The sequence below is a fragment of the Pseudomonas sp. DC3200b2 genome, from assembly GCF_049895785.1.
In the GTDB taxonomy this organism is placed as follows: domain Bacteria; phylum Pseudomonadota; class Gammaproteobacteria; order Pseudomonadales; family Pseudomonadaceae; genus Aquipseudomonas; species Aquipseudomonas massiliensis.
The window spans coordinates 626905-645098 of sequence record NZ_JAFCTA010000002.1 but is presented as its reverse complement, the minus strand read 5'-3'; the positions used below and the strand labels follow the sequence as shown (position 1 = coordinate 645098).

13 protein-coding genes and 2 pseudogenes are annotated in these 18194 nt (G+C 63.2%); 10 read left to right on the top strand and 5 right to left on the bottom strand.

Going from position 1 to position 18194, the window contains the following annotated elements; translation table 11 throughout:
• Positions 1 to 402 precede the first annotated feature (402 nt).
• The 5 genes and pseudogenes from ACP691_RS08655 (at position 403) to ACP691_RS08635 (ending at position 6456) form a co-directional block, all read left to right on the top strand.
• Positions 403 to 2004: a PvdJ/PvdD/PvdP-like protein gene (locus ACP691_RS08655; protein WP_426199432.1), complete on the top strand. Its 1602-nt coding sequence runs from the start codon at positions 403 to 405 to the stop codon at positions 2002 to 2004.
• Between the two features lie 317 nt (positions 2005 to 2321).
• Positions 2322 to 3541: pseudogene (locus tag ACP691_RS08650) on the top strand (putative DNA modification/repair radical SAM protein).
• A complete protein-coding gene (locus tag ACP691_RS08645) occupies positions 3538 to 4407 on the top strand; it encodes a TIGR03915 family putative DNA repair protein (RefSeq protein ID WP_426199660.1) in 870 nt (289 codons plus the stop codon). The pseudogene ACP691_RS08650 and the gene ACP691_RS08645 overlap by 4 nt, the downstream one beginning before the upstream one ends.
• 156 nt (positions 4408 to 4563) lie before the next feature.
• Positions 4564 to 5601, top strand: a pseudogene (locus ACP691_RS08640) (HAMP domain-containing protein); the annotation flags it as partial.
• A 15-nt stretch (positions 5602 to 5616) separates the two neighbouring features.
• Complete coding sequence (locus ACP691_RS08635; protein WP_426199658.1) at positions 5617 to 6456, top strand: methyl-accepting chemotaxis protein; 840 nt, start codon at positions 5617 to 5619, stop codon at positions 6454 to 6456.
• Between the two features lie 60 nt (positions 6457 to 6516).
• Here ACP691_RS08635 and ACP691_RS08630 read toward each other — a convergent pair whose 3' ends face one another.
• Positions 6517 to 6903 (bottom strand): DUF4124 domain-containing protein, encoded by a 387-nt coding sequence (locus tag ACP691_RS08630; RefSeq protein ID WP_426199431.1) that lies wholly within the window; start codon positions 6901 to 6903, stop codon positions 6517 to 6519.
• Positions 6904 to 7009: 106 nt separating this feature from the next.
• Between ACP691_RS08630 and ACP691_RS08625 the strand changes: the two genes are divergently transcribed.
• On the top strand, positions 7010 to 7735 hold the full coding sequence (locus ACP691_RS08625) for a DUF72 domain-containing protein (protein WP_426199429.1): 726 nt from the start codon (positions 7010 to 7012) through the stop codon (positions 7733 to 7735).
• On the opposite strand, the gene ACP691_RS08620 is transcribed toward ACP691_RS08625, so the two are convergent.
• Genes ACP691_RS08620 through ACP691_RS08610 form a run of 3 tightly spaced genes read right to left on the bottom strand, consistent with a single transcriptional unit; the run spans position 7726 to position 10396 of the window.
• On the bottom strand, positions 7726 to 8928 hold the full coding sequence (locus ACP691_RS08620; protein WP_426199427.1) for an MFS transporter: 1203 nt from the start codon (positions 8926 to 8928) through the stop codon (positions 7726 to 7728). The genes ACP691_RS08625 and ACP691_RS08620 overlap by 10 nt on opposite strands.
• 53 nt (positions 8929 to 8981) lie before the next feature.
• Positions 8982 to 9293 (bottom strand): DUF3253 domain-containing protein, encoded by a 312-nt coding sequence (locus ACP691_RS08615; RefSeq protein ID WP_426199425.1) that lies wholly within the window; start codon positions 9291 to 9293, stop codon positions 8982 to 8984.
• Positions 9290 to 10396 (bottom strand): aldose epimerase family protein, encoded by a 1107-nt coding sequence (locus tag ACP691_RS08610; protein ID WP_426199656.1) that lies wholly within the window; start codon positions 10394 to 10396, stop codon positions 9290 to 9292. The genes ACP691_RS08615 and ACP691_RS08610 overlap by 4 nt, the downstream gene beginning before the upstream one ends.
• Positions 10397 to 10653: 257 nt before the next feature.
• Here ACP691_RS08610 and ACP691_RS08605 point away from each other — a divergent pair, with 257 nt between their 5' ends.
• From ACP691_RS08605 to araH, 4 genes are all read left to right on the top strand, one after another.
• Positions 10654 to 11526 carry an SMP-30/gluconolactonase/LRE family protein gene (locus ACP691_RS08605; RefSeq protein ID WP_426199423.1) on the top strand — a complete coding sequence of 291 codons (873 nt, stop codon included), beginning with the start codon at positions 10654 to 10656 and terminating at the stop codon, positions 11524 to 11526.
• 124 nt (positions 11527 to 11650) lie between these two features.
• Complete coding sequence (locus ACP691_RS08600; RefSeq protein WP_426199421.1) at positions 11651 to 12655, top strand: substrate-binding domain-containing protein; 1005 nt, start codon at positions 11651 to 11653, stop codon at positions 12653 to 12655.
• 47 nt (positions 12656 to 12702) lie between these two features.
• Entirely contained in the window at positions 12703 to 14229 is a 1527-nt protein-coding gene (araG, locus tag ACP691_RS08595; protein WP_426199654.1) for an L-arabinose ABC transporter ATP-binding protein AraG, read from the top strand.
• Positions 14222 to 15190 (top strand): L-arabinose ABC transporter permease AraH, encoded by a 969-nt coding sequence (gene araH, locus ACP691_RS08590; protein ID WP_426199420.1) that lies wholly within the window; start codon positions 14222 to 14224, stop codon positions 15188 to 15190. The genes araG and araH overlap by 8 nt, the downstream gene beginning before the upstream one ends.
• Positions 15191 to 15359: 169 nt before the next feature.
• On the opposite strand, the gene ACP691_RS08585 is transcribed toward araH, so the two are convergent.
• Positions 15360 to 17981: an ATP-binding protein gene (locus ACP691_RS08585; RefSeq protein WP_426199418.1), complete on the bottom strand. Its 2622-nt coding sequence runs from the start codon at positions 17979 to 17981 to the stop codon at positions 15360 to 15362.
• Positions 17982 to 18194: the final 213 nt, after the last annotated feature.

Genomic DNA, 18194 nt, shown 5'->3' with positions numbered 1-18194 from the left:
GCTCTCGTCCATGGGTGACCTGCAGCGCCGAGATGGCGGCTGTCAATCCCGAATGTCAAAATATCGTCGTCTGGGCAGTCAGTTGAATAGTGGCCTCGTGCCCAGACGCTGAGACCAAGCGCAACGGCGGAAGTTTTCCCTGCGGCCAGCGAGTGCCGAAATATTCCTCTCGAAAACCTGCCCCCCTGTCTGTATCCCGCGTGATACAAGGGCTGCGCTAAGGTTGCCTGCTCAAGATTTCATCTTCGAGCGAAGCTTGATTCCATTACCCGTGGCCATGGAATCTGATAGGGTGGCTGTCAATCGACTGACTCAAGGCTCATGCTTTTGCTGGAAGCGAAAGTAAGTGGTTGATTGTAGAGAATATTCGGCAGCGTTTAGAAGGGATGGCAAGCGATGCGAATGACCAGGCGCAGGCTTCTGGCGGGAGCGGCACTCGGCGGGCTAATGGCGCCGGCGGGTTACGAAGGGGCTCGACGCTTCAATAAGTGGTGGGCCGAAGGCGGCACGCCGAGCGAGGCCCAGGTGGAACTCGCGGACCTGCCAACCCAACGCTTGGCCGACCTGCTACGCGGCGTATGGACCGTACGGACGCCTGCATTGTCGCAATTCGATGGTGCGACTCTTCTCCTCGATGCAGGCGAGCGAGGCCGCGGACTACGAGGATACCTTGATACCTACCAGCGCCTGGCGAACGGGGCCGCGCCCCGGTTTCAGGTAATGGGCGACCTGGTCGGAGCCAACGCCGGGCAGATACGCTGGCGGTTGCTTGAGAACACTCCCTTGCCCGGCGCGCCGGGCTACTGCCTGAACGTGTCCCTGACCGATCTGTGGGGCGGTGTGGGCGTCGCCGATAATGATGTGCTCAGCGGACATGTCACAGAGCTGCGCGCCGAAGGTGACAGGGTTTCCCATGCTTTCAGCGCCCATAAACTGCCTTTTCCCGAGGCGCGTGAACGCATTCCCCTGACCGCTGCCTTCCTGGACTGGCTGGTGACCCCCCAGCACCGGTTGACCCATCAGCTCTGGCATACGGTCAGGGACAAGTGGCACCTGATCGGCAATGACCGTCGCCAGGCATTGCGCAACCTGGGCTGGCAGCCTGGCCCGAGCGGTCAGGAGCGGGATTCCCGAGGCCGGTACAAGGATCGCAACGGCTCGGGCATCGACTTTCTGTACATGCACCGCTATATGCTCGGCGTGGCGGCCAAGCTGGGCGCCCCCCAAGCGTGGCACCTGTTCCCCCAGCCGCGACCCGCGGTGGAAACCGACCGCGTGGCGTTCCTTCGCTACTTCGAGAACGCTGATGGACACTCCGTGCCGCCTACCTGGCTGGCGCCAGGCGACGAAGCCTATAGCCAGGGAATGGCAGCGATCAAAAGCCGCGATACCTACGACGGCAATTTCCAGGTCTGGGAGTCGCGTTATCGGGACCCCGAGTACCTGGCGCGCATGACTTTGGGCCAGTTCGGCTCGGAGTTGGAGCTGAGCCTGCACGATTGGCTGCACATGTGCTGGGCCAGTGTGGCCCGCGGCCCCGAAGACCAGCGCCCCATGCCCATGGCCCGTCAGCCCACCGATTTTTCCAAGGCCTGGTTCGACCCGGGCAATGATTTCCTGGGCGACCCGTTCTCTTCACACGTGCACCCCCTGTTCTGGGGTTTCCATGGCTGGATCGACGCTCGCATCGACGATTGGTACGCCGCCCAGGAGCTGTTCCACCCAGGCCAGGTGACCCGGACGCGCATCGGTGGCGTGGCCTGGTTTGCCATCGGGCCCTGGGTTGAGCATGCAGACCCCTGGATGGGACCGGTAAGCCACGCTTGCGCCAACGGTCCTGGAATCTGGATGGGGCCTGCGGTGGAAAGCGATCTGGATGTGATGAAGCTGGCCCTGCGCATCGCCCTCGAGCCCCGCAGTGGCTTGGGCGATGCGTTGCAGGACAGTCAACAAAGGCCTTGGTACGCCCGTAGTCTACCTGGCGAGGGCCAGCAGCGGCTATGAACCGGGTAAGGCTCTGTGCGTCATGGATGGGCCGTGCCATAGCCAATGTCTTACACGGCGATGCAGCGTTTGGCTCTGGTCCAATCGCGAGGTAACGGGTATTCTGGATCCATCAACTGAAGCAATGGATCGCTTCAGGGATCATGGAAGATCGGCCATGGCCTGGACGGCTACCGGCAGGAGGCTGGAATGGCATGAAAAAACCCGCTTCGGCGGGTTTTTGTCTTTTCGCCTTGAGCGCTTATCAAGCGACCAAGGGTGCTTGAGGTTGTACATCCAACCAGCTACTGTACAGAAAAACAGTGCCTGGATATTTCATGCAGCTGATCGACAAGCTAAGCATTCTCGCCGATGCCGCCAAATATGATGCTTCCTGCGCCAGCAGCGGCGCGCCCAAGCGCAGCTCTGAAGGCAAGGGCGGCCTGGGCTCCACCAATGGCATGGGCATCTGCCACAGTTATACGCCGATGGTCGTTGCGTGTCCTTGCTCAAGGTACTGTTGACCAATTTCTGCTTGTACGACTGCCAATACTGTGTGAATCGCCGCAGCAGCAACGTGCCGCGCGCGCGCTTCGCTCCCGAGGAGGTGGTCAGGCTTACCCTCGATTTCTATCGGCGCAACTATGTCAGCGGCCTGTTCCTCAGTTCGGGCATTATCCGCTCCGCGGATTACACCATGGAGCAGCTGGTGCAGGTAGCCCGCTCGCTACGGGAAGAGCATGAGTTCCGCGGCTATATCCATCTGAAGACCATTCCCGATGCGGACCCGGCGCTGATCGAGCAGGCCGGGCGCTATGCCGACCGGCTCAGCGTAAACGTGGAGTTGCCCACTGGCGAAAGCCTGCGAACCCTAGCGCCAGAGAAGCAGCTCAAGACCATCCACCAGGCCATGGGGACCATTCATCAAGGTCAGCAGGCGGTGGCCGGCGAGGTGAGGGCACCTGCCTTCACCCCTGCCGGGCAGAGTACCCAGATGATCATCGGTGCCGATGCCACCGATGACAGCACCATCCTGCGCAGCGCCGAAGCGCTCTATGGGAATTTTGGCCTGCGCCGGGTCTACTACTCAGCCTTTAGCCCGATTCCGGACAGCCCCAACAGCGTTCCGCTGGCGCCGCCCCCCTTGATGCGAGAGCATCGGCTGTATCAGGCCGACTTCCTCCTGCGCGGCTATGGCTATCGGGCCAACGAACTCTTGGGTAGTGCTGGCAACCTGGCCCTCGATATCGACCCCAAGCTGGCGTGGGCGCTGGAGCATCGTGAGTATTTCCCGCTGGATCTGAACCGGGCCGAGCCGGCGATGATCGCGCGAGTGCCGGGCATCGGCATCCGCACTACCAAACGGTTGATCGAATTGCGTCGGCAACGGCGAATCCGCTACGCGGATCTGGCCCGCCTGCGCTGCGTGTTGAGCAAGGCCAAGCCTTTCGTGGTCACCGCCGATTACCATCCGCCCCAGGCTGAGCGCAGTAGCCAGGCCCTGCGCCAGGCCATGGTGGAACGCCCCCAACCCCAGCAGTTGGGGTTGTGGGGGTGATCTGCCTGGAGTGCGATGGCCTGTTCGGGCGTTGGCGCGAGCAGGCGCGCTGGTTGCTCAGCCACGGCGTCGACCCGAGCCAGGTCAGTTGGAACGGTGAACGGGAAGCCGATCTGTTCAGCGCGCCTCATGGCCTGCCGACTGAGCTGGGGCCGTTCCGCTCGCGCATTCCAATGGCGCTGCCCCAGTTGCTGCAAGCTGCGAGTCAGTACCGGGGCGACCAGCGCTGGAGCCTGCTCTATGAAGTACTCTGGCGCGTCAGCCACGGCGACCGCACCGCCATGCTGGCGGGAGACGCCCTTGGTAGCGAATTGCACAGGCGCGTCAAGCAGGTCAGCCGGGAAGCGCACCACCTGCATGCCTTCCTGCGCTTCGTCGAGCGTCCCGCGACGGACACGGGCCCTCAGTTCGTGGCCTGGCATGAGCCGGCTCATGACATCCTGGAGGATGCCGCCCAACATTTCGTCGGGCGCATGGGCCGCCAGCGCTGGATGATCGCCACGCCCGATGATGGCGCTTTCTACGATGGCTCGACGCTGCACCATGAGCGTAAGTGTCCGCCCCAGTGGCAAGCCATGGCCAAGGGGCAGGGTGACGGCAGCGAAGCACTGTGGCGCGCCTATTACACTCACACGTTCAACCCGGCGCGGGTCAACCCGGGGATCATGCAAGGCCATATGCCGACTCGTTTCTGGAAGGGGCTTCCCGAGGGAGATCTCATTCCTCGCCTGGTGCTTCAAGCACGTCATGGCAAACAGCGGGACGGTCAGGCCGCCGCCGTGGCGGCGCTTCCCGGAAAGGCGATACATGACCTGGGTATGGAAAATGGCAAGCCTCGTGCCCGGCCGAGGTCGGATCAGGCTTGAGAGCGGCAGACGGCGGTGAACCGCAACTGCCAAGCCACCGCAGCGGGCCGGCCCGCTGATCTGCGGGCCAGGAAGCCCCAGGTGCGCGGCGGCGCTAAACCTTGCGGGGACCTGGCCGATAACCTGGTTACCTAGTTCTCCGCAGGCAGCCCCGGCATGTTCAAAAACCTTAAATTCAGCCACAAGATCCTCCTGGCCGCCTCGCTTGTCGTGGTCGCGGCCTTCAGTCTCTTTTCCTTGTACAACGACTACCTTCAGCGCCACTCCATCCAGGCCCAGCTGGAAAGCTACCTGCGAGAAACCGGAGAAAGTGCCTCGGATAACGTAAAGAACTGGCTGTCCGGTCGCATCCTGCTTGTCGAGGGCATGGCCGAAGGCCTGGCGTCGACTACGGACGATGCCTCTGCCAGCCAGTGGATGAAACAGAAAACCCTGCTGGCGACCTTTATGAACGTCTACATCGGCCGCGCCGATGGCGCCTTCGTGATGCAGCCGCCGGATGAGATGCCGGCCGGCTACGACGCCCGCACCCGCCCCTGGTACAAGGGAGCGCAGGAGGCTGGCAAAACCATGCTGACAGCGCCTTACACCGATGCGGTGACCCAGTCGCTGATCATTACCATCGCCACGCCGGTGAAGGGGCCCAACGGTCAGGTCGTCGGCGTGGCTGGGGGCGACCTGACCCTCGATACCTTGGTCAAGACCATCAACGCATTGGATTTCCAGGGCAACGGCTACGCCTTTCTGGTGGATGGGGATGGCCAGATCCTGGTGCATCCGGACAAAACCCTGGTCAACAAGACCCTCAAAGATGCCTACCCAACGGCCACGCCTCGCCTGAGCACCGACATCAGCGAAAGCGAGCGGGCAGGACGCGCGGAAGTGCTCACCTTTGCCCGCGTGGAAGGCCTGCCGTCCGTCGATTGGTATATCGGCCTTGCCCTGGACAAAGAGAAAGCATTCGTGACGTTGAGCGAGTTCCGCACCTCGGCGGTGGTCGCCACCCTCGTAGCGGTGGTCGTGATCATCTTCTTGCTGGGCATGCTCATCACGGTACTGATGCGACCGCTTAACGTCATGGGCCGTGCCATGCAGGATATCGCCGCGGGCGAAGGCGACCTCACCCGTCGCCTAGACGTGCAGAACCAGGATGAATTCGGTCATCTGGGCAATGCCTTCAACCGGTTCGTTCAACGTATTCACGACTCGATGCGGGAAGTGTCCTCATCAACGGTGCAGCTCAACGAGGTGGCGCTGCGGGTAGTGAGCGCCTCCAACTCGTCCATGCTCAATTCCGACCAGCAGGCGCAGCGTACCAACAGCGTCGCGGCAGCGATCAATCAGCTTGGCGCCGCCGCCCAGGAAATCGCCCATAACGCCGCGCTCGCATCGGGCCATTCCAGCGACGCCAGCGACCTGGCAGGCAACGGGCAGGCTGTGGTGCAGCAGAGCATCGAGGCAATGAACCGGCTCGGAGCGAAGATCAGCGCCGCTTGCGACAAGATCGAGCAGTTGAACCTGAAGACAGCCAATATCGGGCAGATCCTCGAGGTCATCACGGGGATCTCGCAGCAAACCAACCTGCTGGCTCTCAATGCCGCGATCGAAGCGGCACGGGCCGGCGAGGCCGGACGTGGCTTTGCGGTAGTGGCCGATGAAGTCCGCAACCTGGCCCATCGCACCCAGGAATCAGCCCAGCAGGTACAGGGCATGATCGAGGAATTGCAAGTGGGCGCCCAGGAAGCCGTGGCGATCATGAATGAAAGCCAGCGCGAGAGCGATCAGAGCGTGATCATCGCCAACCAGGCCGGCGAGCGCCTGGCCAGCGTAACCGCGCGGATCGGCGAGATCGACGGCATGAACCAGTCCGTCGCCACAGCCACCGAAGAGCAGACAGCCGTCGTGGATACCATCAACATGGACATCAGCGAGATCAACACCCTGAATCAGGAAGGCGTGGAAAACCTTCAGGCGACGCTGCGCGCCTGTACAGACCTGGAGCAGCAGGCCGCTCGCCTCAAACAGTTGGTCGGCAGCTTCCGCATCTGATGGGTTCGCTCACGGCCTCGCCCGCGGCATCGGTTGCCAGGGCTGGGCCGGCGGGCGGGTTCAAGGCCGGGCCAGGCCGTCGCAGCGCGGGTGTCCGCCCTCGTCCAGACAGCGCATCGGTTTTGCGGCCACTCGAGGCTTCTTCGCACGCGGTGGCGCCACGCCGGGCAGGTAATGCACGGTGTAGCGCACCTTGGTGCGATAGCTGGTCTGCAGGATCCTGGTCGCCCGCTGATTGATCACATGGGGTTCGGCGTCCTCGGGGTTTAGGCTTACCCATTGGGCCTGCTCTACCTTGCGCGCCCAGCGGGTTTCCCCCATGGCTACCGGGCAGGGCACGAAGCTGTAGCTGACGCGGCCCGTCGCCCCGATGCACTTGTAGGCTTCGGCCCAAGCCGAAGGCGCAAGGCTGCAGAGCGTCACCAGCAGGAGAGGGGCGAGGCGCATGAGGATTACCGTGATGGCAAATAGACACGGCATTCTAGGCAGCCTCGGTCGCAGCTTCAACGTACCCCGACGGAACGCGCGCCCTTGTCGCTAGGTCCTTCATGTCATGACACTCGATCAAGACACTCATCGCTACCTGGGCTGCGCCGGCTGGAGCCTCCCGCGTGAGCAGTGGCCCCACTTTACCGAGGATGGGACCCACCTGCAGCGCTACGCCAGTCGCTTCAACGCGGTTGAGATCAATAGCTCATTCTACCGCCCGCACCGTCCGGCGACCTATGCCCGCTGGGCGGCTAGCGTGCCGACGAGCTTCCGCTTCTGCGTGAAGATGCCGCGGCAGATCACTCATGATGCCCGCCTGGTCAATTGCGAGGCTGACATTCATGCGTTTTTCGAACAGTGCTCGGCCCTGGGCGATCGCCTGGGCTGCATCCTGGTCCAGCTGCCACCCTCCCTGGCTTACGAGCCGGTTATCGCCGCCCGCTTCTTCGAACAGGTGCGCCTGCTCCATGACGGGCCGGTAGTACTCGAACCTCGTCACCGCTCCTGGTTGGCGGCGGGCTCCATGCTCATCGCGGCGCGTATAGGCTGGGTCCAGGCGGACCCGGCGCCCTTGGGCCAAACTCAACCCGTGGGCTGGCCCGGGCTGCTCTATTGGCGTCTGCATGGCGCCCCCAGAATCTACTACTCGACCTATGCCGCTGAAGCATTGGCCGCGGTGACCGCCCGCCTGCGCCAGGCTCAGGTACCGGCCTGGTGTATCTTCGACAATACCGCCGCGGGTGCAGCGGTGCCCAATGCGCTGGAAGTGCTCTCCGGCCTTCAGTCCTGAGAGGTCCCGTCCGCGTTGGGACGGTTGCGCCAGGTGAACAGCGCCAGGGCCGCCAATACCAGGCTGGTCGCCCAGAACACCGAGCGCATGCCGTAATGTCCCCCAAGGAAACCCCCTGCCAGAGGCCCAAGTACCTGCCCCGCGTATTGGCAGGAGGTCGAGTAGCCCAATAGGCGTCCCGCCCCTTGGTCCGCAACGCTCTGACGAATGATGCTGGTGATGCAGGGCAGCAGGCCGCCCAACGCCAGGCCCATGGCCAGACGCAGGATCACCAGCTGCCAGCCTTCACTTACCAGGGCCTGCGGAACCAGGAGCGCCGCGGCGAGCCCGAGGCAGGCACAGAGCACCCGCCACGGGCCGAAGCGGTCCGCCAGGGAGCCAAGCCGGGACGCGGACAGGATGCTGCCCAGCGCTGTGGCAGACATGGCTAGACCAGCCATCCAGGTGACCTGGACAGTCCCCAGTTGCTGGAAGTAAACGGTAATGATGGGCTCGATGGACATGGTGGCGAACATCAAGCCCCCGGCAGTCATCAGCATGATTCCCACGGATCGATTGAAACGCGTCGGCGCTGCCTGCCTGGGCGCAACGCGAGCCGGCCTGACAGGCGGGCTTTCCTTGAGCAGAAAGACAGTGGCCAAGAAGGCGATGAAAATGACGCCGCCACAAATGAAGAAGGTATTGCGAATGCCCACCAGGGGTGGCAGGGCGCCGCCCAGCAACGGCCCCGCGAGGTTGCCCGCCATGATGCCGGAAGACAGCATTCCCAAGGCCCAGCCGACGCGCGCCTTGGGCGCCTGGGTGGCCACGAGGATGGTGGCGCCTGAGGCGTAGCCGCCCAGTAGTCCGGCCAGCAGTCGTAGCGCAACCAATTGCCAGGCCGTCTGCGCCAGGCCGATCATGGCCATGGCCACGGCCATGCCAAGACTGGCCCGGATCAGCATCAGCTTGCGTCCGTAGAGATCCCCGAGCCGGCCCCAGAGTGGGGCGGTAAGTGCTGCGGTGAGGAAGGTGCCTGCATAGGCTGCGCCTGACCATTGCACGATGGCAGCTGCGTCCGTGACGCCGAGGTGCTCGATATAAAGTGGCAGGAAAGGCAACAACAGGGTCATGGCGACAATGGTCGTGAAAGCGCCAAAGACGCAGACATAGAGGTTACGCTGCCAATAAGGTTCGGGGTTGGGCATCGGCATGGCTCAGCTTGAAGTGTCCATGAACCTTACTGCCTAGCCTTTATAAAGGAAATTCATGTTTTGAATGGATGGGATTCCTGTTGGGAATGTGCCTGGGCCGCAAAGTTGGCGCCGCGGCGTAGTCTTACAGGGCCTCGGTAAGGACCCTGCGGTGGTAGAACCGCTGCGCCCTGGGTGATTTCAATTAACCCCGACACGGCGAGATCCTGGGCAATGTGGCGTACCGGCGCCATCCAGTCTCGCCATGGGCCGTCGTCGCCCGCCAGACGGCGGGCGACCTCGGAGGGACAGATGGACGCCTCAGGCGCTCGCTGGGCCAGTAATTCCAGGATGCAGTCCTGGATACGCCCGGCGTTGTCTTTCACTGCGCGCTGAAGCGGAACAGCGTGGTCTGGGTGTAGGTCTGCCCCGGGTCCAGCCGCGTGCTCGGGAAGTTCGGCTGGTTCGGTGAGTCGGGATAGTGCTGGGTCTCCAGGGTAAAGGCCCCCCAGTGCGGGTAGGTCTTGCCTTGCTTGCCGGTGAAGCCGGTCAGGAAGTTGCCGGTGTACAGCTGTACGCCCGGCTCGGTGGTGTACAGCTGCAAGCGGCGCCCGGAACCTGGGTCCACTACCTCGGCAGCGAGCTTGCTAAGGTCGCCCGCGCTGTCGAGCACCCAGTTGAAGTCGAAGCCGCCTTGCTTGGGCTCGGCGAATTTCAATTGCGGATGGTCATCGCGGATATGCTTGCCGAACGCCGTGGGGCGATTGAAGTCCAGCGCGGTGCCTGTGACCGGGGCCAGCTCGCCGGTGGGGATCAGGGTAGCGTCTATGGGGGTATAGCGCGCGGCGCGGACCGTGGCGACCTGATTGAGAATGTCCCCTTCGCCAGCGCCCGCCAGGTTGAAGTAGCTGTGGTTGGTCAGGTTGAGAACAGTGCTTCGGTCGGTGGTCGCCTTGTAGCGGATGCGCAGTACATTGTCATCGTTGAGGCTGTATTCCACCTCCACGTTGAGGTTGCCAGGAAAGCCCATTTCCCCATCGACGGAGCGGTAGCTCAGGGTGACTCCCACCCAGCCCTTTTCATCGGTGCCGCGAGCTTTCCACATATGCTTGTCGAAGCCCTTCGGGCCGCCATGCAGCGCATTCGGACCATCGTTCACCGGCACCTGGTACTGCTTTCCGTCCAGGCTGAACTGGCCCTTCGCCAGGCGGTTGCCGAAGCGGCCGATGGTGGCCCCGAAGTACACGTCGCCGTGGGCCTGATAGCCCTTCATGTCATCGAAGCCCAGGACCACGTCCGCGACCTGGCCTGCGCGATCCGGTACCAGCAGGGACTGCAAGGTGGCGCCATAGGTAAGGATGCTGGCCTCCATGCCATGACTATTGCGCAACACATAGCGTTCAACAGCGGTACCGTCTTCGAGGGTAGCGAAGCTGGCGTGTTCCCGGGTCAGGCCGGAGGCCTGGGCACTGCCCGCCCCCAGACCCATGGCGAGGGCGAGGCTGGCAGCTTGCGCAAGGAAGGGTTTCATGGACGTTCTCCGTTGGGGTTGTTGTTATGTCCGAAGGGTGGCCGACAGCGCGGCCCCTTGAATATAGTCATACCAATTCGAACATCAAGTCGGCTTTGGCAGGCCAATATCTGCTCATCGTAGGGCTTGAACTGTAAATAGTAATATTATTTAATGCCTGCACTTGCCAACCTTTGGCAGCGCGAACACCGACAACAACGATAAGCGGAGGCGCCATGCAGTGGCAGCCTGTTTCGCCCCAGCGCTACACGCTGGCCGAAGGGCCCTTCTGGGACTCTTCCACAGCAGCCCTGTATTTCGTCGACATCGCCGGCATGCTGGCCTGTCGGCTCGACACCCGCGGCCTGGCGCAGTGGCACCTGGTCGAGCCGGTGTCGGCCTTCATTCCAACCGACCAGGGCGACGCCCTGGTGACCCTGGCCTCGGGTGTATACCGCCTGGACCTTGCCTCACCCACAGACCATCCCCGACTGAGCTTGTTCAGCCAGCCGGACCGCATGCCCGGCAATCGCGCCAACGAGAGCCGTTGTGATAAGCGTGGCAGGCTCTGGCTAGGCACCATGCAGAACAATATCGGCCCCGCCGGTGAAGACCTCCCCGTGGAGCGAGACAGCGGTAGCCTGTTCCTGCTGGAAGGCAACAAGGCCATGCCCGTTCTGGAGGGACTCGGCATTCCCAACACGCTGGCGTGGAGTGATGATGGTCGTTATCTCTACAGCGCCGACAGCAAGGCCGGCCAGTTGTGGCGCTATGCGCTGGATGTCGATGGCTTGCCAGGCACGCGGGAAACCTGGGCCGAGCCAGGCCCCGGCGTGCCTGATGGCTCTGCCCTGGATGCCGAAGGCTATCTGTGGAACGCCCGCTGGGGTGGTGGCTGCCTGCTGCGCTACGACCCCGAGGGGCGTATCGAGCAGCGCATCGCCTTGCCCGTGAGCCACCCGACCAGCTGCGTATTCGGCGGCCCGGACCTGCGCACCCTCTACGTCACCTCGGCCCGGCCTGGCCAGGCCGCCGGCCCTCTGGACGGCGCGGTGCTCTCGAGTCGGTTGGAAGTTAGCGGCCAGCCAGGTCATCGATTCAAGGGTTGATCCCGGAGCAATCGCAGGTGTGACACTTCGTTACATATGGCCCAACGGGCTGTGCTTGACTGAACGCGGTGCTGGGTCAACACCCATGCCGCTCGGCTTTTCTAACAAGAACAAGGAGTAAGCCATGCCTTTGATCAAAGGGTTTCGTGTGTTCTGTGGGGCGGTGGCAACCGCAACGGCGCTGTCCTGGGCTGGACAGGCTCTCGCCGCCGATCCGGTGAAGATCGGCTTCCTGGTCAAGCAACCCGAGGAGCCCTGGTTCCAGACCGAGTGGGCGTTCGCCGAGAAGGCGGCGAAGGATAAGGGTTTTACCCTGCTCAAGATCGCCGTGCCTGATGGCGAAAAAACCCTGGCGGCCATCGATAGCCTCGCGGCCAACGGCGCCAAGGGTTTCGTGATCTGCGCGCCGGACGTGTCTCTTGGCCCGGCCATCGTAGCCAAGGCCAAGGCCAATGACCTGAAGGTCATGGCAGTGGACGATCGCTTCGTGGATGCCAAGGGCAACTTCATGGAAGAGGTGCCTTACCTTGGCATGGCGGCCTTTGAGGTTGGCCAGAAGCAGGGCGCGGCCATGGCCACCGAGGCCAAGAATCGTGGCTGGGACTGGAAGGATACCTATGCGGTAATCAATACCTACAACGAGCTCGACACCGGCAAGAAGCGCACCGACGGTTCGGTGGACGCGCTCAGGAAGGCGGGGATGCCGGAAGACCATATCGTCTTCGCGCCTCAGAAGACCCTCGACGTTCCGGGCAGCATGGACGCCACCAACTCGGCCCTGGTCAAGCTGCCGTCGGCGGCCAAGAACCTCATCATCGGCGGCATGAACGACAACACGGTGCTTGGTGGTGTGCGAGCCACCGAGAGCGCTGGCTTCAAGGCGGCCAATGTCATCGGCATCGGCATCAACGGTACCGATGCGATCGGCGAGCTGAAAAAGCCGGAAAGCGGCTTCTTCGGCTCGATGCTTCCCAGCCCTCACATCGAGGGCGAGCGAACCGCCACCATGGTCTTCGAATGGGTCACCACGGGCAAGGAGCCGCCAAAATACACCGCCATGGACGAAGTGACCCTCATTACCCGAGCCAACTTCAAGCAAGAGCTTGAGAAGATCGGCCTGTGGAACTGACCCGGGTGACGAGGAGCTTTCCCATGTTGTCGACCGCTACCCAGGCCATGCCCGCTCAAGCGCTTTCCTTCAAGGGCATCGGCAAACAGTTCCCGGGCGTGCGCGCCCTGGCGGACATCAACTTCACCGCCTGGCCCGGCCAGGTGCATGCCCTGATGGGGGAGAACGGCGCTGGAAAATCCACGCTGCTGAAGATCCTTGGCGGTGCCTATATCCCCTCCGAGGGCGAGCTGCGCCTGGGCAAGCGTGGCCTGAAATTCCGCAACGCCGCCGACAGCCTGGCCAGCGGCATCGCAGTGATCCACCAGGAACTGCACCTGGTGCCGGAGATGAGCGTGGCGGAGAACCTGCTCCTGGGGCACTTCCCGGCTCGCCTGGGCATCGTCAACCGCCGCGCCATGCGTCAGCGCGCTCAGGCCCTCCTGCAGGGGCTGGCCGAGGAAATCCATCCCGAAACCCGCCTGGGGGATCTGTCCCTTGGTCAGCGGCAGCTGGTGGAAATCGCCAAGGCGTTATCTCACGATGCCCGGGTGATCGCCTTCGACGAGCCTACCAGTAGCCTGTCGGCCCGGGAGATCGACCGCCTGATGGGCATCATCGGTCGGCTGCGGGACGAGGGCAGGGTGGTCCTGTACGTATCTCACCGGATGGAGGAGATTTTCCGTATCTGTGACGCGGTGACAGTGTTCAAGGACGGCCGCCATGTCCAGACCTTCGAAGACATGTCTGTGCTCAGCCACGACAAGCTGGTTACCTGCATGGTCGGCCGGGACATCCAGGATATCTACAACTACCGACCGCGGCCGCGAGGCGATGTAGCGCTGGCGGTCAATGGCTTGCTCGGCCCGGGGGTCCGCCAGCCGGCGAGCTTCCAGGCTCACCGCGGCGAAGTGCTGGGCTTCTTCGGACTGGTCGGGGCGGGGCGCACCGAACTGCTGCGCCTGATCAGCGGGCTTACCCCTGCCAGCGCTGGCAGCCTGAGCCTGGACGGTAAGGCGCTGCGCCTGGCTACACCCCGTGACGCGATCCAGGCCGGCATCCTTCTTTGCCCTGAAGATCGCAAGAAGGAAGGCATCGTGCCGCTGGCCAGCGTTGGCGAGAACATCAATATCGGGGCCCGGCCGCGCCATTCCCGTATGGGCTGGCTGCTGCGCGGCCGCTGGGAGCGGGACAATGCCGAGCGGCAGATTCGAGCGCTCAACGTGAAAACGCCATCGGCAGACCAGGCGATCCTGTATCTCTCCGGCGGCAACCAGCAAAAGGCGATTCTCGGCCGCTGGCTCTCGCTGCCCATGAACGTCCTCCTGCTCGACGAACCCACTCGGGGCATCGACATCGGCGCCAAGTCGGAGATCTATCAGATCATCCACAACCTGGCGGCCAGCGGGGTGGCGGTCATTGTGGTCTCCAGCGACCTGATGGAAGTGATCGGCATTTCCGACCGCGTGGTGGTGATGTGCGAAGGCGCCATCACCGGCGAACTCCCGCGTGAACAGATCAATGAGTCCCGCCTGCTGCAGTTGGCCCTGCCCGGTGCCCGCGCGGCTTCAGAACAAGAGGTGAACCATGGCTAGCGTACCCCAGACCCCTTTGATATCCAGCCACCGCCTGAACATGCGCCGCTTTCTGGATGACTGGGTCATGCTCCTGGCTGCCGTAGCGATCTTCGCCGGCTCCGCCATCTTCATCGACAACTTCCTTTCGCCCTTGAATATGCGCGGGCTAGGGTTGGCGATTTCGACCACAGGGATCGCGGCCTGCACCATGCTGTTCTGCCTGGCCTCGGGGCATTTCGACCTTTCCGTGGGGTCGGTCATCGCCTGCGCCGGGGTGATCGCCGCCGTGGTCATGCGTGACACAGGCAGCGTGGCTTATGGCGTGGGCGCGGCCCTGGGCATGGGTCTGATTGTGGGCCTGATCAATGGAATCGTGATCGCCAAGCTGCGGATAAACGCCTTGATCACCACATTGGCGACCATGCAGATCGTGCGCGGCCTGGCCTATATCTTCTCCAACGGCAAGGCCGTGGGAGTAATGGAAGAGAACTTCTTCGTGTTCGGCAACGGGCAGCTGTTCGGGGTGCCGGTGCCCATCGTGATCACCCTGGTGTGCTTCCTGTTCTTCGGCTGGCTATTGAACTACACCACCTACGGACGCAATACCATGGCCATAGGCGGCAACCAGGAGGCGGCTCGCCTGGCTGGCGTGGCGGTGGACCGCACCAAGATCGTGATTTTCGCCGTGCATGGGCTGATCGGCGCCCTGGCTGGGGTGGTGCTGGCATCGCGGATGACCTCGGGCCAGCCCATGATCGGGCAGGGCTTCGAGCTGACGGTGATCTCCGCTTGCGTGCTGGGCGGGGTGTCCCTGGCTGGTGGTATCGGCATGATGCGCCACGTGATCGCCGGAGTGCTGATTCTGGCCATCATCGAGAACGCCATGAACCTGAAGAACATCGATACCTTCTATCAGTATGTGATCCGCGGCACCATCCTGCTGCTGGCCGTGATCATCGACCGGCTAAAGCAGCGCTGAAGGCTGGGCCGGGCTCCATGTGTCGGCTACGAGGTGTCCGACAAATGGGTTCGGTTTACCGGGTGGGAGTCAGCGCAGCTGACGAATTGTGCTCGATCAGAAGGCCTTTTCGCTAGCTGGCGCTAGCTCCCACCGAAATCACCTCGCTGTCCGAGGCGCACCTTTAGGGTCATGCCCTTCGCATCACTTCAGTGACTGCTTCCATCAGGCGCGCCTGGGAGAATGGCTTTGCCACTCTTGGAATGTCCGGGGTCTGGCCAGGGGCCACGTCGGCGTAGCCCGAAATCAGGATCATCGGCATGTCAGGGCGCTGCTCTCGCACCTTGGCCGCCAGTTGCGCGCCGGTCATGTGCGGCATGGCATGGTCGGTGATCAGCAGGTCGTACTCGGATTGCTCCATGAGCGCCAGGGCTTCACGGGCCGAAGCCGCCGGCTGCACCTGGTGGCCATGCTCCTTGAGCATTTCCACGGTGTTGGTCAGCACCAGCTCGTCGTCGTCGACCGTAAGGATGCGCAGGCTACGCGCGAACCTGTCGCCCTCGGGGTCGTCCTCAACCTGCCCCAGCGAGGGGTTGGGCTCAGGCGGCTGGCTGGCCGGCAGCCATATTTCCGCGGTGGTACCGACTCCATGCTGGCTATGCAGGCGCAGGGTGCCCCCGCATTGCTCGGCCAGCCCGAGCACCATGGACAAGCCCAGCCCGGTACCCTTGCCGATACCCTTGGTAGTGAAGAAGGGCTCGATGGCGCGCTTGAGCGTCTGCTCGTCCATGCCCTCGCCCGTATCGGACACGCACAGGCACCAGTAGTCCCCGGCCGCCAGCGGGCCCTCTGCAACCACTATGCGCTGGGCTCGCGCACGGATGCTGATCTTACCCTGGCCGCCCATGGCATCCCGGGCATTGACCGCCAGGTTGAGCAGGGCTGCTTCCAGCTGGTTGGAATCGGTGCGTACCCAGGCCGGGAGCGCGTCGAAGGTTGTCTCCAACTCCACGGTGGGGCCCAGGGAGCGCTGGAGCAATTCGGCCATTCCGGCCACCAGCTGGCCCAGCTCCACGGCCTCGGCGCGCAACTCCTGGCGCCGGGCGAAGGCCAGCATTCGAGCAATGAGGGCGGCGCCCCTTTCGGCGCCAGCCTTGGCGTTGTTCAGCAAGCGGGCCAAGGCAGGATCGTCGGGCAGGCGGCGGCGCAACAGCTCCAGGCTTCCCAGCACCGCCATGAGCAGATTGTTGAAGTCATGGGCGATACCGCCGGTGAGGTTGCCCAGGGCTTCCATCTTCTGCGCCTGGTGCAGCGCCTGCTCGGTTCGCCGGATGTTGGCTTCGCTGATTCGCAGGGCTTCGGTCCGCTCGGCTACCCGCGCTTCCAGATCCTGCCGGAAACGCTCTTCGCCCGCGCGCCGCTGGGCTTCAGCGCGACCGCGCTCGATGTGCGCCCAAGAGCGTTCCGTCACTTCGGAAAGCAGGCTCAGTTCCTGAGACGACCATTGCCGCGGCTGGCGGTCGTGGATGGCCATCAGCGCGATCAGCCGACCTTCCTTGACCAGCGGCATGCAGATGGTGGCGCCCAGGCCGATGCTGAGGAATGCCTCGGCTTCCTCCGGAGGCAACTGGGCCGCGTTGTCCTCAAGGATCAACGGCAGGCCGGCGCGCAGGTTCTTGACGGCGAGCTTGCCAAAGCTGGCCAGGCGGTAATGGCCGACGATGCTGGCGCTTCCCTGCGCATGCCAGTTGCCGCGTATGGTGAAGCCATCCTGGTCGGGGTCCATGTCGGCATAGGCGCAGACAGAGATGCGCAGATGCTCGCCAAGCATGCGTGTGGTGATCGCCATGATCACGTCGGCATCGTCGCTGCGCATGGATTCCTTGGCCAGGGCGTCGAGAAAGCGCAGCCGGGCCTCATTGGCCCGCAGGGTCTCCTCGGCCTCACGGCGCGCGCTGATATCCGTGGCCGCGCCGAACCATTCGATGATCTCGCCCTGGTCATCGAACAGCGGTACCGCACGAGAATGGAACCAGCCGAGGCTGCCATCCGGGCGGCGGACGGGATGCTCGAGATTGAAGCTGGTCTTGGTGCGGATGCAGTGCTCGATGGTCATTTGCACCCGGGGCCGAGCCGAAGGCTCGATATAGGTGTGCAACCAGTCCCGGTTCGGCTCGCTCACATCCTGGAGCGAGCCCTGGCCATCGAGCTGCCGCATTTCGCGCCAGTCGGGCGACAGTCGGTAGGTCACGTCCGAGGTGGCGTTCACCAACGCACGCAGCCGTTCTTCGCTGTGCTGCAGGTTGCGCCGGAACAATACCCGCTGAGTGGTTTCCACCACGATGGCGATCACCCCGGCCGGTTGTCCGCTTTCGTCATAGACCGGCGAATAGTCCAGGTCCATCCATACCTGCTCGGGGCGGCCGTTGCGGTGCAGGGTGAGTTCCTGATCCTTGTAGGCCAGTGTCCTGCCGGCCAGGCCCTGACGCATGACGTTATCGTTGAAATCGGCCACTTCCCGCCAGCCCTCGCGTACAGCGGTGCCCAGCAGCCAGGGATGACGACCGCCGGCGAAGCCCGAGTAGGCATCGTTGTAGATCATGATGCCCTTGGGCCCCCACAACAGCACCATGGGTACCGGGGAGGCCAGCAACAGCGCCGTGATGCTTTTGAGGCTTTGCGGCCACTGTTCCAGCGGGCCCAGGCCGCTGGCTGTCCAGTCATGATCGCGGATCAGTCGGCCGAGCTCGGCCCCGGCGTTGAGGAATTCGATGCTACCTGTGGCGGCGGCCACAGCAGGGTCTTGGATCATCGAAGCGAAAGTCCGTATTGAGCGAGCAGGAAGGAGTGAAACCTCGGGCTGCGTCATCATAACAGGGCGCAGGGACGGCATTCAGACTTCGTTTTGTCGGATGTGGCCTATGCTTATCCAACTATAGAGGCAGCGCTTGGTCAGATGGTTTCGTGAATCCGAAACCGCGACGCCCAGCCGACCGCGCTTCGACTTCAGTACCTTGACAGGAGC